Origin of the sequence: Curtobacterium sp. MCBA15_008 (genome assembly GCF_001865065.1) — a bacterium.
GTDB lineage: Bacteria > Actinomycetota > Actinomycetes > Actinomycetales > Microbacteriaceae > Curtobacterium.
Genome location: NZ_MJGN01000075.1, coordinates 1 through 15,977 on the forward strand (window position 1 = coordinate 1; position 15,977 = coordinate 15,977).

A 15,977-nucleotide genomic window follows, 5' to 3' on the forward strand; every position below is an offset into this window, starting at 1 on the left:
GGTGATCTGACCGGAGCACGGGCGGGCGGGAGGCGCGGTGCCAGCTGGCACCGCGCCTCCCGTCCGTCACGGCGCAGGTCGCGCGATCAGCGCGGGATGACCGAGAAGAGGAACTTCCGCCGGATCATGTACCAGACCAGGATGATCAGCGCCGAGTGCACGGCGAACCCGATCCAGCCGTTGTACCAGTCGACCCCCGGGATCGACGCGATCGCCAGCGCGAAGAACACCTGCCAGACGAACACGTAGAGGCTCGCCTGGCCGATCGGGATCCACAGCCATCCAATGACCGCCGCGATGGGCTTCCAGAACACCGTGAGGATCGCGTACGACACGATCGCGAAGAACGCGATGTCGACCAGGCGCCCCCACTGCAGGTCCACCCGCTGGTACGCCGTGTTGTACAGCGCGTCGTACATCGACGCCGGGAACGGCACGGGCGTGAAGCCGTACTGGTTCGCGGCCCAGACGTACGCCAGGAAGAGCGCGTACCCACCGATGCCGACCCCGACGAGGACCTTGCCGAGCCGCCCGGTGAGCGCGCCGATGATCTGCCGTCGGTAGTACCCGAGCACCAGGCCGTGCGTGAACACCACCTGCCACGTCAGGAGCGGGAACACCGACTCGAACTGCGAGTTGATCGGTCGGAACTCCGGGTTGACGGCCTGGTAGACGTAGAGCGCCCAGCTGACGACGAGCAGCGCCCACCAGAACCCGCGACGGATCACCCACATGAACGCGGGGATGAACAGGCTCAACACCACGAACAGGCCCATGATGTTGAACGGCCACGGGCCCATCTCGAGCAGCAGGAACTGCCGGATCGCGTACCAGGGCGGTGGGTACGCCAGCAGCTGCATCGCGTTCGGGTAGAGGTCGTACACGCGTCCCTCGGCCCCGACGCCACCGGTGCCGGTCCCCCGGTCGGTGAAGGTGGTGATCGCGTCGGTGTTGAGGAACGGCACGAAGCTCAGGGCGAAGACGACGAGGATCACCGCGAGCGTGACGAGGTACTGCTTCCGCGCACGCTTCCAGGCACCGACCGCGGCGGCCCACTCGCCGAACTTCTTGATCGCGAACGGGTACGTCATGCCGAGGACCATGCCGGACAGGAACACGAACATCTCCGCGCCGGTGATCGCCCCCACGGCGTGCAGCGTGATGTACGAGTACGGGCCGCCGATCTCGATGTGGGTGATCACCACGGCGAGGATGATGAACCCGCGGAACAGGTCGAGGCGGAGGTCACGTCCGGGCTTGCCGTCGTCCGGGTAACGCCAGCTCGGCAGCAGCCGGCCGAACACGCCGCTCAGCAGGAACACGACGGCGAGCCCGACCGCACACCAGACGATCCACGCCATCTGGTCGCCACCGGTGTCGTACTGCTGGTCGGTCGCGGCCGCGCCGTCCTGCGGGGTCACCCGCTCGGTCACCGGTCCGAAGACGAAGTGGTCGGCACGCTCGAGGTCGGTCCGGAACGACCCGGCGATGCCCGGCACGGCCGTGTCCCGCCAGTCGGCGACGCGGCCCGCCGCCTCGGGTTCGCGGCGGTTCGTCTCGAGGAAAGTCACGCCCCGCACGAGCGGGCGTTCCCGGACGGCGGCGATCACCTGCCGCCACCAGCCCTGCTTCACCGCGAGTTCGTCGGCGCCCCGGAGCGAGTGGTCGTAGAGCGCACCCGTGTCGAGCAGCATCGGCCGGTCGTCCGCCTCGGCGAAGCGGTCGTAGAAGGTCCCGCGCTGCGGCTGCTCGTAGCCCCAGGTCTCGTCGAAGCGCCCGGCGACCTCGTCCGCCTCGGGAACGTCGTTCCGGGTGAGCGGGACGTCCCGCCCGGCGGCCTCGGTCGCCTTCCCCTTGCCGAACGAGAACATCGACAAGCCGACCCAGTCGACGGACGAGTCGCCCGGCCAGTACGGCTCGTACGGGTCGTCGGCCGCGGTCAGCTGCCCGTCGCCGTTCGTGTCCAGCTTGGCCACGTCGGTCGCCGAGAGGTCCTGCAGACGCCCGGCGGACTCACCGAACGGGTAGCCGGCGCCGTACGAGGGCGACCACACCATCAGCGCGTCCGAGTCGCCGTCGTGCACCGCCGTCGCCAGGGTCCGGAACGCTGTGACGAACTGCGTCGGCTGCTGTCCCCAGCGGACCCACGTGCCGTTCATCTGCGGCGCGAACCGGACGAGCACCTGGGTGTCGTACTGGTCGTGCACCTGCTCGAGCAGCCGGTTCGCCGCGCGGGCGTCCGCGGCGTCGAGCGACCGGAGCGACCGGTCCGGCTCGAGGCTCACGACGAGGACGGCGCCCTGCGCGGCCGCCGCCCGGGTGGCGCGGAGGAACTCCTTGCGTGCGCCGCGGTCGAGGGGGTACGCGATCTCGACGCCGTACATCGACGGCGTCGCACCGAGTCGTCCGGCGTAGCCGTCCGGAGCGTCGTCGCCCCAGCCGAGGTCGGGTCCGAACCAGGCCTTCCCCGCCAGCGGCGTCACGGACGCAGCGGTGGCAGCGGTGGCCACGGTCGTCGCCTGGGCGGCCGACGCCGGCAGGGCTCCGCCGAGGAGCAGCGTGCCGACCACGACGAGGAACGCGACGACCCGGGCTGCCTGTCGCCTCACCGCGAGCACGCCAGCGTCCAGATGTTCCGTCCGCCCTCGTGCCGGTGCTCGAGCCGGTCGAGCGCCGCGATCGCGAGGGCGAGGCCACGGCCGCCCTCCTGGTCGGGGTCGGCCATCGTGACCGCGGCGAGGTCCACGTCGGCCGGCATCCCGTTGTCGGTGAGCACGGCCACGAGCTCCTGCTCGGTGACGTCGAGTTCGACGGTGTACCGCCTGCCTGCTTCGTGGTCGGTGCGCCTGGTGTGCTCGACGATGTTCCCGGCGATCTCGGTGACCGCGGTCTCGAGGCCGAACCGGAGTCGGACGTCGTCGATCCCGAGGGTCTCCCACCACGCGCCGAACCGGTCCTGCACGAGGTCGAGCGACTCCACGGTCGCCGGCACGTCGAACTCGGTGCGGGCCGGGCTCACAGCGGGCTCCCCACCGTGCTCGACTCGTGCTCGGACTGCACAGTCCCCGGTCCGGGGCCGCGGTAGAGGACGGCACGGACCACGATGCTGAAGATGAACAGGTCGAAGACGACCCACGCGGTGTTCACCAGCGGGGCGATGCCCGACGCCTGCCCGGTGAGGTAGCGGATGCCGATGAGCACGAGCGCGGCGACGAGAGCCCCCATCGCGTACAGCTGCGGTCGGACGAGGTCCCACCGCGGCTTCTGCTCGGACTCGTCACGGACCTTCGGCGTGACCCGGAAGCCGAGCGGCTTGCCGCGGAACACGTTCTCGAACGCGCTCGTCACCGATTCGATCCAGACCGGGAACAGCGCCAACGAGTACTGCTGCCCACGCCACGTCGGCCGCCCCGCGGCGACGACCCAGAACAGCAGCTGGTTGAGGACGAGGAACGGGATGAGGCGGGCGAAGAAGTCGACGCTGTAGGCCTGCACCGGCACGACGCCGAACGACAGGCACAGGACCGGCGCGGCGATGTAGACGATCGCGGCGAACCCGGACAGGTAGCTCCACATCGTCGAGAAGTACATGAGCCGCTGCCCCCACGACAGGCCCTTCTGCACGAGCGGGTTCTCGCGGAAGAACACCTGCATGGTCCCCTGCGCCCAGCGGAGGCGCTGCACGAGCATGGTCGGCAGGTCCTCGGGCGCGAGACCCTTCGCGAGGATCTCGTCGTGGTACGCCGACTTCCACCCGAGGCCGTGCAGGCGCATCGCGGTCGCCATGTCCTCGGTCACGGAGATGGTGGCCAGCGGCATGATCGGCTGGGCCTCGTCGTCGCGGTTGACGTCGAGCGCGCGGGCGAGCACCGCGATGGACTCGATGGCGGCGACCGGCGAGGCGTCGCGACGCCCGAGCACGTCGAGCGCGGCGTCGTCGAGTCCGGCGAAGGTGTCCGCCTCGGTCGACATCGCCGCGAGCTCCTGCAGGTCGTTCCGCACCGATTCGAGGTCGGACGCCGCGAACCGGAACGCGATCGCGTCGATGCCGCGCTGGAACCCGTACGTGACGTCGCCGAGCGGTTCGCCGCGCTGCACCTGGTCGCGCGCCCGGTCGACGACGGCCTCGGCCTCGTCCAGCGCTCCGAGCACCCGCGGGTCCGTCTCGGTCTCGCGGGCCCGGGCGAGGAGCTTCCGTGAGGTCCTGATCGTGCGTGCGACCGACGCCTCGACCTCGCGCACGTAGCGGGTGACGCCGAGCTGCATGAGCGCCTCGCGACGCAGGACGGCGTTCGACCCGCAGAAGAACGCGGCGTTCCAGCCGTCCTTCGACTGCTGGATCGGCCCGTAGAAGAGCGGCGCCTGGCTGCCCAGCAAGTCGGCGTCCGGCACGTTCTCGAACCACTGCGGCGTCTGCACGAGCGCCATCCGGGGGTCCTTGAAGTACCCGAGCGTCCGGTCGAGGATCGACGGCTCCGGCACCTGGTCGGCGTCGAGGATGAGCAGGAACTCCCCCTGGGTCGCGAGCAGCGCGTTGTTGAGGTTGCCGGCCTTGGCGTGACGCGGTCGGTCGACCCAGTCGGCGCCGCGGGTGATGACGCCGATGCCGAGGGCCTCTGCCGCCGCCCGCATCTCCGGACGGTCGCCGTCGTCGAGGATCCAGGTCGCGTGCGGGTGCGTGATCGCCTTCGCCGCCCGCGCGGTCCGGACGACGAGCTCGACGGGCTCGTTGTAGGTCGTGATGAAGACGTCGACCGTGACGTCCGGTGACGGCTTCGTCGGCGGTTCGCCGCGCTCTCGGAGCCGCCACGCGCCGAACGCGAAGAGCAGGGAGTCGATGACGCTGTAGGTCTCGGCGAGGATGAGCGGCACCGCGATCCACCACGAGTGCCAGTTCACCGACGCAGCCCAGCGCCACACGACGTAGTTGATCCCCGCGAGCGAGGCGAGCAGCGCGACGGTCCGCACGGTGACGAGCCGACGGCGGGACGTCCCGGTGGTGAGCCGACGGTGGTCGCGGCGGCTGAGGTCGACCGCGGTCACCGGGCGGCTCCGGCCACGGGCTCGACGAACGTGCTGCGTCGCAAGCGTGCCTCCTGATCACCGGGGCCCCGGCCGCGGTGCGCGCCCGAGGGGTTGGTTCCGTCCGGGCGTCGGCTCCGGGTGCCGACGCTGCGGTCGTGCGCTCCGGCCGTCGGGCCGACCAGGGCGTCCCGACCTGTCTACCGCACGTCGGTGGGGTCCGTCAGTCGGACGCCCCGATCTGGGGACGAGCGGCGTCCCTCCACAGCGCCACGCGGACGGACGAACGACGCCACGCGGACGGAAGCACTCAGTCGAACACCGCCGCGAACCCGGCGTCCGCCGCGACGCGCGCGACGACCTGGTCGAACCAGGCCGCGCCGTCCGACACGGAGCCGACCGAGTGCCCGAAGAGCTCGAACGAGATCGTTCCGAACACGGTGGTCCACGCCATCAGGGTCCGGACGAGGACCTCTTCCGGCAGCTCGATGCCGAACGCCTGCAGGGAGGCGACCCCGTCGGCGACCGACGGGCCGACCGCCCCGGGAGCCGCCGCCGGCGCGACGGGTGATCCGTGCCTCCCGGCAGCAGCATCCGGACCTGCCGCGTCGTCGGCACCCGCGACCGCGTCCGCGACCACCCGGACGATGGTCAGCGTGGTGCGCGTCGCCGGCTGGACCGTCTCCCGCGGGGCGACGTAGCCCGGCACGGGCGAACCGAAGAGCAGCGCGAAGTCGCCCGGGTGGGTGATCGACCACGTCCGGATCGCCCGGCAGACCGCGACCCAGCGCCGACCGGGCTCCGGACCAGCGGCGGTCTCCGCGGCCTCGACCGCCGCGCCCAGCTCGTCGTAGTCCGCGATGAGGAGCGCGGTGAGCAGGTCGTCGCGACTCGGGAAGTACCGGTACACGGCCGAGGACACCAGTCCGACGTCTCGGGCGACGGCACGGAGGCTGAGCTGTGCGGGCCCCTCGGCCGTCAGTCGTGCGCGCGCCGCGGCGAGGATGCCGTCCTGCACGGTCTGTCGTGCGAGCTCGCGCGCTGTCGGTGCCATGGCCCCACCCTGCCACGAGAGAGCACTGCACACAAATGAGAGCAGTGCTCTTGTGGTTCGGCCGGAACCGGTGCATGCTCATTCCAGAGAGCACTGCTCTCGATCACGGACCCCAGCCCACGGAAGCAGGAAACCATGTCCCAGCACCACGTCATCGTCGGCGCCGGTCCGGTGGGCCGGCACGTCGCCGCCCTCCTCGCCGAGCGCGGCGACCGCGTCACCGTCGTCACCCGTTCCGGTCGTGACACCGGCCCGACCGGGGTGCAGCACGTCGCACTCGACGCCTCGGACGCGACGGCGCTCACCCGGGTGACCGAGGGCGCCGCGGCCCTGCACAACTGCGCGAACCCCGGCGACTACACGCAATGGGAGCGGGTCTGGCCGCCCCTGGCGGACGCGCTCCGCACCACCGCCGAGCGCACCGGCGCGACCTACGCGATCACCGGCAACCTCTACCCGTACGGCCCGGTCGACGGACCGATGCACCCGGGACTGCCGGACGCGGCCACCGACCACAAGGGCGTGCTGCGAGCGCGGCTCTGGGCCGACGCCCTGGCCGCCCACGAGGCCGGGCGCCTCCGCGCCGTCGAGGTCCGCGCGTCCGACTACGTCGGTCCCGGGATCGGCGACAACGGGCACGTCACCCGCGTGCTCCCCGCCGCGCTGCAGGGCAAGGCGGTGTCGATGATCGGCCGGACCGACCTGCCGCACAGCTTCACGGACGTGCTCGACGTGGCCCGCACGCTCGTCGCGGCCGTGGACGACCAGGAGTCGCACGGTCGCACCTGGATCGTGCCGACCAACGCCCCACGGTCACAGCGGCAGGCCGTGACGGAGATGCTCGCGGTCGCCGGCAGGCCGCCGGTCACCGTCCGGCGCGTGCCCGTCGGCGTGCTCCGCGCGCTCGGCCTGGTCTCGCCGATGACGCGTGAGCTCGCCGAGATGGGCTACCAGTGGACGGCGCCGTACGTCGTCGACGACCGTGCGAGCCGAGCGCGGTTCGGCATCGAGCCGACACCGTGGGACGAGGTCTGCCGCCGCACGGTCGCCGGACTGACGCCGTGACGGACGGGAGGCGCGGTGCGAGCCCGCACCGCGCCTCCCGTCCGCCCGTGCTCCGGTCAGATCACCAGCAGGCGCGTGAACTGTCCGGTGCTGAGCTGCTGCGCGACGCCACCCGCGGCCGGCAGGCGCCAGAGCCCGGGGGTCGCGCCGGAGGCGACGTCGATGAACACGTCGCCGGCGACGTCGGCGGCGCCGACGTGCATGCCGCGGCCCTCACTGGTGACACCGCTCGTCGTCCGGTCCACGATCGTGCCGTCGAGCGCCCGCGAGAACAGGTGCCGGACCGTCTTGTCCGCCTGGCAGCCCGTCGGGCTGGCATCGGCGGGTGCCGCGCACCACCCCTCGGACTGGGCGAGCAGGAACGACTTGTCGTTCGTCGCCGCGTACTCGAAGGCCAGACGCGGGACCCCGGCGACCAGGGTGGACGTGCCCGCGGGCAGGACCTCCCAGCGCGAGGCACCGGATGCGCCGGTGGAGCCGTACTCGAAGTAGAGCGTGCCGGAACCGTCGGCCAGGAGTCCACCAAAGCCCGAGTACCCCGGCTCCTCCACACTGCGGGTGGTCTTCGCGCCGTTCGGTGCCACGCTCACGACCGTGGCGGTCGTCGTCATCGGTGCCGCGCGGGTGAACGCCGAGACGGTGCCGTCACGACCGACCGCCCACGCGGTCCCGTGCGACGGGATGATCGCTACGGGGGTGCCGCCCGTCACCGCGAGCTTCGTGACCGCACCGGACACCGAGTCGGCCCAGTACAGGTTGCCGGCGACGTCCGAGCGGAGGTCCGCGGAGAGGTGCAGGCCGCTCGCGATCGTCCGGGCAGCGCTGCCGTCGGCCGGGTACATCACGATCGAGGTGCGGTCGGCCGAGGGCACGAACACGTCGCCCACGTCGTCCGCCGTGTAGCCCGTGCCGTTCGGGGCGACGGTCTTCGGCGCTCCGGTGCCGCTCGTCGGGTACCGCACGACGGCGCCGGTGCCGTCGAGGGCGAACAGCGACTGGACCGTCCGCACCGAGGTCGGGGCGGTGTACCGCACCGCGACGGCCGGACCGGTGCCGCGTGCACCGACGGCACGGACACTGAACGTGTACTGCGTGCGCGGGGTCAGCGCGCCGAACCGGTCGGAGCGGGCGACGGCGGGCAGGCGGTCGACGCCCTTGTCCGGCTGTCGCTCGGCGGGCGTCACGGCGACGCGCCACCCGGTGACCTTCGCGCCCGACTTCGGGGCGGACCACGTCACGGTCGCGCTGTCGGCGGCTCCGGTGACCTTGACGGAGGTCGGTGCACCCGGCACCGACGACGAGGGAGCCGCCATGGCCGGCGACACTCCCCCGATGACGAGCGCCACCGCGGCTGCGGCGGTGACTACGGCTCTGTACACGTGCGTCCCCTGTTCGTTCCCGCGGCTCGTGCGTCACGGCTCCGGGTATCCCACCACCCCCGGCACGCCTGTGGGGGCTCCGCCGCGGATCGTGCGGTCCACCGTGCGCCATCCCGCAACGACGGACGGGAGGCGCGGTGCCAGCTGGCACCGCGCCTCCCGTCGGTCGTCCGCTCGCGTCAGCGGTCGGTCGTCGCTCGCGTCGGTCCGCTCGCGTCAGCGGCGGGGCTTGCGCTCCGGGCGGTCGTCGCGGTCACGGTCACGGTCGTCGCGGTCGAAGCGACGTCCGCCGCCACCGCCGCCACGGCGGTCCGGCTTGATCTCGATGAGCTTGCCGCTGATCCGGGTGTCGGTCAGGCGGTCGAGCACGCCGCCGTCCATGTCGGCCGGCAGCTCCACGATCGAGAAGTCCGGCTGGATGCGGATCGCGCCGAAGTCGTCGCGGCGCAGGCCGCCCTCGTTCGCGAGCGCACCGACGATCTGGCGCGGCTCCACACGGTGCCGGCGACCGACCTCGATGCGGTACGCGGTCATCGGCTGCGAGCGGCGCGGGCCACGGTCCGGACGGTCGCCGCGGTCGGAGCGTCCGCCACGGTCGTCGTCGCGGTCACGGCGGTCGCTGCTGCGGCCGTCGCGGTCGACGCGGTTCCGCAGCTCGTCGGCCTTCGGGTCGAGCAGCAGCGGGTCCGCACCCTGCGCCACGACCGCCAGCGCGGCGGCGACGTCGTCGGCGGGCACGTCGTGGTGGTCGACGTAGTGCGCGATGATGTCGCGGAACGCGGTGATCCGGTCCTGCTGCTCGAGCGCGGCGGTGATGGCGTCGTCGAAGCGGGTCAGGCGCGTCTCGTTGACGTCCTCGATCGTCGGCAGCTGCATCTGCGTGAGCGGCTGCTTGGTGTGCCGCTCGATCGCGGACAGCAGGCGGCGCTCACGCGGGGTGACGAAGCTGATCGAGTCGCCCGAACGGCCGGCACGACCGGTGCGGCCGATGCGGTGCACGTACGACTCGATGTCGACGGGGATGTCGTAGTTCACGACGTGCGTGATCCGGTCGACGTCGAGGCCGCGGGCGGCGACGTCGGTGGCGACGAGGATGTCGAGCTTGCCGGACTTCAGCTGGTTGACGGTCCGCTCGCGCTGCGCCTGGGCGACGTCACCGGAGATCGCGGCGGCGGCGTACCCGCGGGCACGGAGCTTCTCGGCGAGGGTCTCGGTCTCGCTCTTGGTGCGGACGAAGATGATCATGCCCTCGAAGTCCTCGACCTCGAGGATGCGGGTGAGCGCGTCGACCTTCTGCGGGTACGAGACCATCAGGTAGCGCTGCGTGATGTTCGCCGCGGTCTTCGTCTTGGTCTTGACGGTGATCTCGGCCGGGTCGTTGAGGTACTGCTGCGAGATGCGGCGGATCTGGGCCGGCATCGTCGCCGAGAACAGCGCGACCTGCTTGTCGTCCGGGGTCTCGGCGAGGATCGTCTCGACGTCCTCGGCGAAGCCCATCTTGAGCATCTCGTCGGCTTCGTCGAGCACGAGGTACTTCAGCTGCGACAGGTCGAGCGTGCCCTTGGCGATGTGGTCCATGATGCGACCGGGGGTTCCGACCACGACGTCGACGCCGCGGCGGAGCGCGGACAGCTGCACGCCGTAGGCCTGGCCGCCGTAGACGGGCAGGACGTGCACGTGCTTCATGTGGGAGGCGAACTGCTCGAACGCCTCGCAGACCTGCAGCGCGAGCTCGCGGGTCGGGGACAGCACGAGGGCCTGCGGCACCTTGGCGCCGGCCTCCATGCGGGACAGGATCGGCAGCGCGAAGGCCGCGGTCTTGCCGGTTCCGGTCTGCGCGAGGCCGACGACGTCGCGCCCCTCGAGCAGCGTCGGGATGGTCGCCTCCTGGATGGCGGAGGGCGTCTCGTAGCCGATGTCCTTGACGGCCTTGAGCACCGCGTCGCTCAGGCCGAGGTCGGCGAAGGTCACCACGGGCCCCTCGTCGGCGGTCTCGGTGGTGGTAACGGTGTCCGTGCTCATGCGCAAACGGTATCTCGAATACGCCGCCAGCAGTGACGGTCCGGCACTCAGGCCGAGTCACTCCGGGCCGTCGCACCGATGCCGAGCACGGTGTCGGCGCGGTCGTTGAGGCGGGCGAGGAGTCCGGCGAGGGTGTGCAGCTCCTCGGTCGCGAACGCCTGGGTGAGGTCGTCGAAGACCTCGGCACCGGCCACGTCGAGGGTGTCGAGCAGATTCCGTCCGGCGGGGGCGATCGACACCAGGCTGGCGCGGCCGTCGGCGGGGTCCGGCTCGGTGCCGAGGTAGCCCGACTCGACGAGCGACGCCACCCGGCGGCTGATCACCGGACGGGAGAGCCCGGTGGCGTCGGCGATGGCCATCGAGCGGACGGCGCCGAAGTGGTCGACGGCGCGCAGGATCACGCGGGCGGTGGGGTCGAGCCCGCCGCGGGACTCGATGAGCGACGAGCGCAGGGTCTGCCGCACCCACAACCGGTCGAGCTGGTCGCGCAGGAGCCGTTCGGCGGCGTCTCGTCCATCGGTCACGTCGCCAGCGTAGGGGCAGATTTAGTTGCTTGCTGGAAGCAATGGATGTATCGTTGCGCAGTCTGCAAAGTTACACAGCACGAAAAAGGAGTTCGATGACCGCCACCGCACCCGTTCCGGTGCAGCACGGCCGGCACTCGTCCGAGGCCCCCGCGGCCTCCGGCGCCCCCGGCCAGCAGCCGCTGATGACCCACCGCCAGATCCTGCTCGTGATCTACGGGCTGATGGCGGGCATGTTCCTGTCGTCCCTCGGGCAGACGGTGTTCGGCACGGCGATCCGGACGATCGGTGACGACCTGCACGGCCTCGACCAGCAGGCCTGGGTCACCACGGCGTACCTCATCACCTCGACCATCGCGACGCCGATCTACGGCAAGCTCTCCGACATCTTCGGCCGCCGTCCGCTCTACATCTTCGGCATCGTCGTGTTCATCCTCGGCGCCGTGCTGTCGTCGATGTCCACCTCGATGCTCATGCTCGCCGGCTTCCGCGCCGTGCAGGGCATCGGCGCCGGTGCGCTGATGTCGCTGCCGCTCGCGATCATGGGCGACATCCTCGCCCCGCGTGAGCGCGCCAAGTACCAGGGCTACTTCCTCGCCGTGTTCGGCATCTCCTCCGTCATCGGGCCGCTCATCGGCGGTCTCCTCGCCGGGACCTCCGAGATCCTGTGGATCACCGGCTGGCGCTGGGTGCTCCTCATCAACGTCCCGATCGGCGTCGCCGCGCTCATCATGGTGATCGTCTTCCTGCACCTGCCGAAGGTGCACGGCGCGGACGCCACGAAGCCGAAGGTCGACTGGTGGGGCGCCACCGCCGTCATCGTCACCCTCGTGCCGCTGCTGCTCGTCGCCGAGCAGGGCCGTACCTGGGGCTGGGGCTCCCCCGCCGCCCTCGCCTGCTACGTCATCGGCGTCGCCGGCCTGATCGGGCTGCTCCTCGTCGAGTCGAAGATGGGCGACGCGGCGATCATCCCGCTCAAGCTCTTCCGGTCCGGCACGTTCTCGATGGCGACCGTGATCGGGTTCCTCGTCGGCTTCGCGATGTTCGGCGCCATGCTGACCATCCCGCTCTACCTGCAGATCGTCGTCGGCCTCACCCCGACCGAGTCCGGCTTCGCGACGCTCCCCCTCGTGGGCGGCCTGATGATCGCCTCGATCACCTCCGGGCAGATCGTCGCCCGGGTCGGCCGCTACCGGATCTTCCCGGTCATCGGCACGGGCCTGGTATCGGTCGGCTACGTCGTCCTGACGTTCATGACGATCGACAAGCCGCTCTGGTTCCTGATGATCGGCATGTTCCTGATCGGCCTCGGGCTCGGCTCGGTCATGCAGTCGCTGACCCTGGCCTCGCAGGGCTCCGTCGAGGCCCGGGACATGGGCGTCGCCACGTCGTCCGCCACGTTCTTCCGCCAGATCGGTGGGACGCTCGGCACCGCCGTGCTCCTGTCCATCCTGTTCTCGGTGATGCCGGCGAACATCCTGCACGCCACCGCGAACCAGAAGGACCTCGGCCCGGCGCTCGACGCCGCGCTGAACCCCACCGTCGCGAGCGCGAAGGCGAACCAGGGCGCGATGGACAAGATCTGGACGCCGATCGTCACGCCGCTGACGAAGACCGTGCAGTCGCAGCTCGACGACGCCGTGGCGTCCGCCGACCAGGCCGCCGTCGCACAGGTCACCGAGCAGGTCACCGCCGGCGTCCAGCAGCAGGTCGCCGCGGGCGCCGTGCCGGCAGCCGCCGCGCAGTCCGTGATCGACCAGCAGGTCGCCGCCGCCACCCCGGCAGCCGAGGCCGCCGCACGCGACGCCGTCGCCACGAAGGCACACGCCTCCGTGCAGGGCGACACCGTGTCCGTCGACTGGTCCGACGCCACGCAGCGCTCGTACTGGGTGAAGCAGCTGACCCCGGAGCTCGCGAAGAAGGTCGACGACGGCAGCACGCAGAACGACAGCGCGACGAGCACGAACGACACCTCGTTCCTGACCGGTGCCGACAGCCGCCTCACCCGACCGTTCATGGCGGGCTTCAACGCCTCGTCCGTGACGATCTACTGGGTCGGTCTCGGCGTCATCCTGCTGGCGTTCGTCCTCACCTGGTTCTTCCGGGTGCCGCCGCTCCGCCAGCGCTCCGCCCTGCAGGAGCGCGCCGACGCCGCCGGTTCCGCCGGACCCGACGCCGAGGCGCAGCTCGAGGCGTCCGCCGGCCTGGCCGCCGCCGAGGCGGGTTCCTTCACCGGTCCGATGACCGGCTCCACACCGACCCAGCGTCGGTGACCGACCGGGGCGTCCGTCCGTGCCCCCTTTCCGGACGGGCGCCCCACCCACCAGCACGATCCGTAGACAGGGAGTCCTCGTGACCACCACACCGGCAGCGACCGCGGCGACGGAGCCGTGCACGCTGCGCGAACGGAAGAAGCAGCAGACCCGGCAGGCGCTGCACGACGCCGCCCTGACGCTCGTCTCGGCGCACGGCCTCGACGGGGTCACGGTGGAGCAGATCTGCGCGGACGCCGACGTCTCGCCGCGGACGTTCTTCAACTACTTCACATCGAAGGCGCACGCAGCGCTCGGCCTCGACACCGTCGAGGTCCCCGACTCCGCCGCGGAGTGGTTCGCGGACGCCGACGGCCGACTCGTCGACGACCTGTGCGGCCTCGTCGCGCGGACCGTCCCGCTGTCGCAGGACCGCCGCCGGATGAAGGAGCTCCTCGTGCTCCGACCCGAGATGGCGCCGATGGTCATGCAGTGGATGGCCGAGTCGCGGCAGTCGCTCCTCAGCACGGTCGGCTCCCGCACCGACGAGCAGACCGCGCGCACGGCGGTCGCGCTGGTCATGTCGGCACTCAGCGAGGTCGCGCACCGCGAGACCGTCCAGGGAGCCGACGAGCTCGCGACGCGGCTGCGTGCCGTGGTGCGGGAGATGGGCGCGCTGGCCTCCGCCTGACGGGGTTGCTCGGCGGGCGGGCTCGGCTGGCGGGCTCGGTGTGCGGGTGCATCGCCGACTCGGAACGACTCAGTCGACGTCGTACGACGTCAACGGTGTCGTCCCGTGTCGACGCGGCCCGTTGCACCAGCGTCGGAACGACTCAGTCGACGTCGTACGACATCAACGGTGTCGATCCGAGTGCGCGCGTCCGGCCCGCCAGCGGCCTCCGTCCCACCCGGCCTGGAGGCACGTCACGGCTCCGCAACGTCCGCTGCGGACAGCGGTGCGGGATTGCGGGAAACCCCGAGGCTGCGTGGTCCCACAGGCAGCGTTCGGCATCGCGCAGGACTCCTCACACGGCGCTCGAAGGTGCATACGCTCCGGACCAACGGCCGTACCCGACGGCTGGTTCCCGGTCGTGACGACCGGTACGCACGCCGAGGAGTCCGACCCGATGAAGCACCGCCCCAGCTGTCGCACCGCAGCACTCATCACCGCCGCGACCGGCACCGTCCTGGTGTCGAGCGCGTTCGGCATCGTCCCCGCGATGGCCACGACCACCGCGGCGCCGTCGACGTCCACCTCAGTGGCGGCCGCAGACGCGTCGTCGAGCAGTACGGCCGCCGCGCCCGCGGTCGCCGCACTCGCAGCACCGGCAGCACCGGCACCGTTGCCCGCCGCAGCTGCACCGGCACCGTCGCCGGCTGCTCCCGCTTCCGCAGCGCCGACTGCTCCGTCCGCGGCGGCGCCGTCCGCCCCCGCCCCGGCGGCGACGCCGGCCGCGACGACGGCGCACACTGCCACCACCACGGCACCCGCCGAGGAGACCCCGGCGACCACGTCGAGCCGGCAGTCCACCGCACCCTCGGCCGAGCCGTCCTCGAAGCCCGACGGGCACGGCAAGCCCGGCTCGCACGGGCACGGACACGACGAGCACCGGATGCCGTCGTACTCCTCGACGTCGTCGCAGTCCGCGCCCGTGGTCCTGCCCTCCGTCCGTGCCGGCGAGGAGGTCAGCGCCGACCTCCGCGCCGACGACGCGGACGGAGCGACCTACACGTTGACCACCGTCGAGGGCGGTTCCGTCTCACTGCCCGAGGGGCTGTGGTTCCACGACGGCGTGCTCGGCGGCACGCCGACCTACGCGGGCACCTTCACGGCGCTCGTCACGGCCACGAACGACTGCGGGACCGCGAGCCAGTGGGTGCGGATGACCGTTGCCCCGGCGGCGTCGCTGCAGCTCGGGGTCGTCGTCCACGACGTCCCTGCGGCATCGGACGGCTCGTACACCTGGGTCGCACCCGACGGCTCGACCTCGCCCGGACCGATCCGCGTGAACGAGGGCGGCTCGATCACCCTCGTGCCGTGGACCAGCGACGCGTACGGCAACGCGACCAACGCATCGGCGACCGCCGAGGTCTGGTCGAGTGTCGACTCGGACGTCGTCGTGCACGGCGACTCCGGCTTCACGATCACGTTCCCGCACGCCTCGTCGCACGTCATCTCGGTGACGGTCGACGGCGTGTGCACGGAGTTCACGGTCGAGGTGATCCCCGCCGCGACGACGCCGACCACACCGACGACGCCCACCACGCCGACCGACCCGACGCCGCCGACAACACCGACGACGCCGACCACGCCGGAGACGCCGACCACCCCGGAGACCCCGACGACGCCCGAGGACCCGACCGAGCCGGTGACCGACGTCACGGCGATCCCGGTGGTCGTCCAGGCCGCGCCGACCTCCTCCGGACTCGCGGACCCGGTCGCCACCGCGACCCCCGTCGCGACGGCCGACCACCTGGCCTACACCGGCGCGGACACCTCCACGCCGATCGGTTGGGCCGCCGGGCTGCTCGCGGCCGGCGCGGCACTTCTCGGGTTCCGCGGGATCCGCACGGCCCGACGCCGCCACCGCGGCTGAGACCCGTGTCGCGGTGCGCAACGGCGCGCATCGCGACACGCTCGCGCCGGGTCGTTCCGCGC

General features: G+C 71.7%; 11 protein-coding genes. 4 read left to right on the plus strand and 7 right to left on the minus strand.

All coding sequences use genetic code 11. From position 1 onward, the window contains the following. Positions 1–86: 86 nt before the first annotated feature. The 4 genes from opgC to BIU96_RS18235 form a co-directional block, all read right to left on the minus strand. Positions 87–2,609 carry an OpgC domain-containing protein gene (opgC, locus tag BIU96_RS18220; protein WP_254786242.1) on the minus strand — a complete coding sequence of 841 codons (2,523 nt, stop codon included), beginning with the start codon at positions 2,607–2,609 and terminating at the stop codon, positions 87–89. Continuing rightward, positions 2,606–3,019, minus strand: coding sequence for an ATP-binding protein (locus tag BIU96_RS18225; RefSeq protein ID WP_071294029.1), 414 nt, complete (start codon positions 3,017–3,019; stop codon positions 2,606–2,608). The genes opgC and BIU96_RS18225 overlap by 4 nt, the downstream gene beginning before the upstream one ends. Further along, entirely contained in the window at positions 3,016–5,043 is a 2,028-nt protein-coding gene (locus tag BIU96_RS18230; protein ID WP_254786243.1) for a glycosyltransferase, read from the minus strand. Before BIU96_RS18230 ends, BIU96_RS18225 begins: the two co-directional genes overlap by 4 nt. A 289-nt stretch (positions 5,044–5,332) precedes the next feature. Further along, positions 5,333–6,076, minus strand: coding sequence for a TetR/AcrR family transcriptional regulator (locus BIU96_RS18235; RefSeq protein WP_071294030.1), 744 nt, complete (start codon positions 6,074–6,076; stop codon positions 5,333–5,335). A 135-nt stretch (positions 6,077–6,211) separates the two neighbouring features. On the opposite strand from BIU96_RS18235, the gene BIU96_RS18240 reads away from it, so the two are divergent. Beyond that, on the plus strand, positions 6,212–7,141 hold the full coding sequence (locus BIU96_RS18240; protein WP_071294031.1) for an NAD-dependent epimerase/dehydratase family protein: 930 nt from the start codon (positions 6,212–6,214) through the stop codon (positions 7,139–7,141). A gap of 56 nt (positions 7,142–7,197) precedes the next feature. Here BIU96_RS18240 and BIU96_RS18245 read toward each other — a convergent pair whose 3' ends face one another. From BIU96_RS18245 to BIU96_RS18255, 3 genes are all read right to left on the minus strand, one after another. Continuing rightward, positions 7,198–8,520, minus strand: coding sequence for a fibronectin type III domain-containing protein (locus BIU96_RS18245; protein WP_139200142.1), 1,323 nt, complete (start codon positions 8,518–8,520; stop codon positions 7,198–7,200). 216 nt (positions 8,521–8,736) lie between these two features. Beyond that, on the minus strand, positions 8,737–10,542 hold the full coding sequence (locus BIU96_RS18250; RefSeq protein WP_071294033.1) for a DEAD/DEAH box helicase: 1,806 nt from the start codon (positions 10,540–10,542) through the stop codon (positions 8,737–8,739). 47 nt (positions 10,543–10,589) lie between these two features. Further along, positions 10,590–11,066, minus strand: a complete 477-nt coding sequence (locus BIU96_RS18255) for a MarR family winged helix-turn-helix transcriptional regulator (RefSeq protein ID WP_071294034.1) — start codon at positions 11,064–11,066, stop codon at positions 10,590–10,592. Positions 11,067–11,161: 95 nt separating this feature from the next. Here BIU96_RS18255 and BIU96_RS18260 point away from each other — a divergent pair, with 95 nt between their 5' ends. The 3 genes from BIU96_RS18260 to BIU96_RS18270 all read left to right on the plus strand — a co-directional run bounded on the left by BIU96_RS18260 (position 11,162) and on the right by BIU96_RS18270 (position 15,915). Next, complete coding sequence (locus BIU96_RS18260) at positions 11,162–13,339, plus strand: MDR family MFS transporter (RefSeq protein ID WP_071294035.1); 2,178 nt, start codon at positions 11,162–11,164, stop codon at positions 13,337–13,339. 79 nt (positions 13,340–13,418) lie between these two features. Next, positions 13,419–14,009 carry a TetR/AcrR family transcriptional regulator gene (locus BIU96_RS18265; protein ID WP_071294036.1) on the plus strand — a complete coding sequence of 197 codons (591 nt, stop codon included), beginning with the start codon at positions 13,419–13,421 and terminating at the stop codon, positions 14,007–14,009. Positions 14,010–14,445: 436 nt separating this feature from the next. Beyond that, positions 14,446–15,915: a hypothetical protein gene (locus BIU96_RS18270; protein ID WP_175477616.1), complete on the plus strand. Its 1,470-nt coding sequence runs from the start codon at positions 14,446–14,448 to the stop codon at positions 15,913–15,915. Positions 15,916–15,977: the final 62 nt, after the last annotated feature.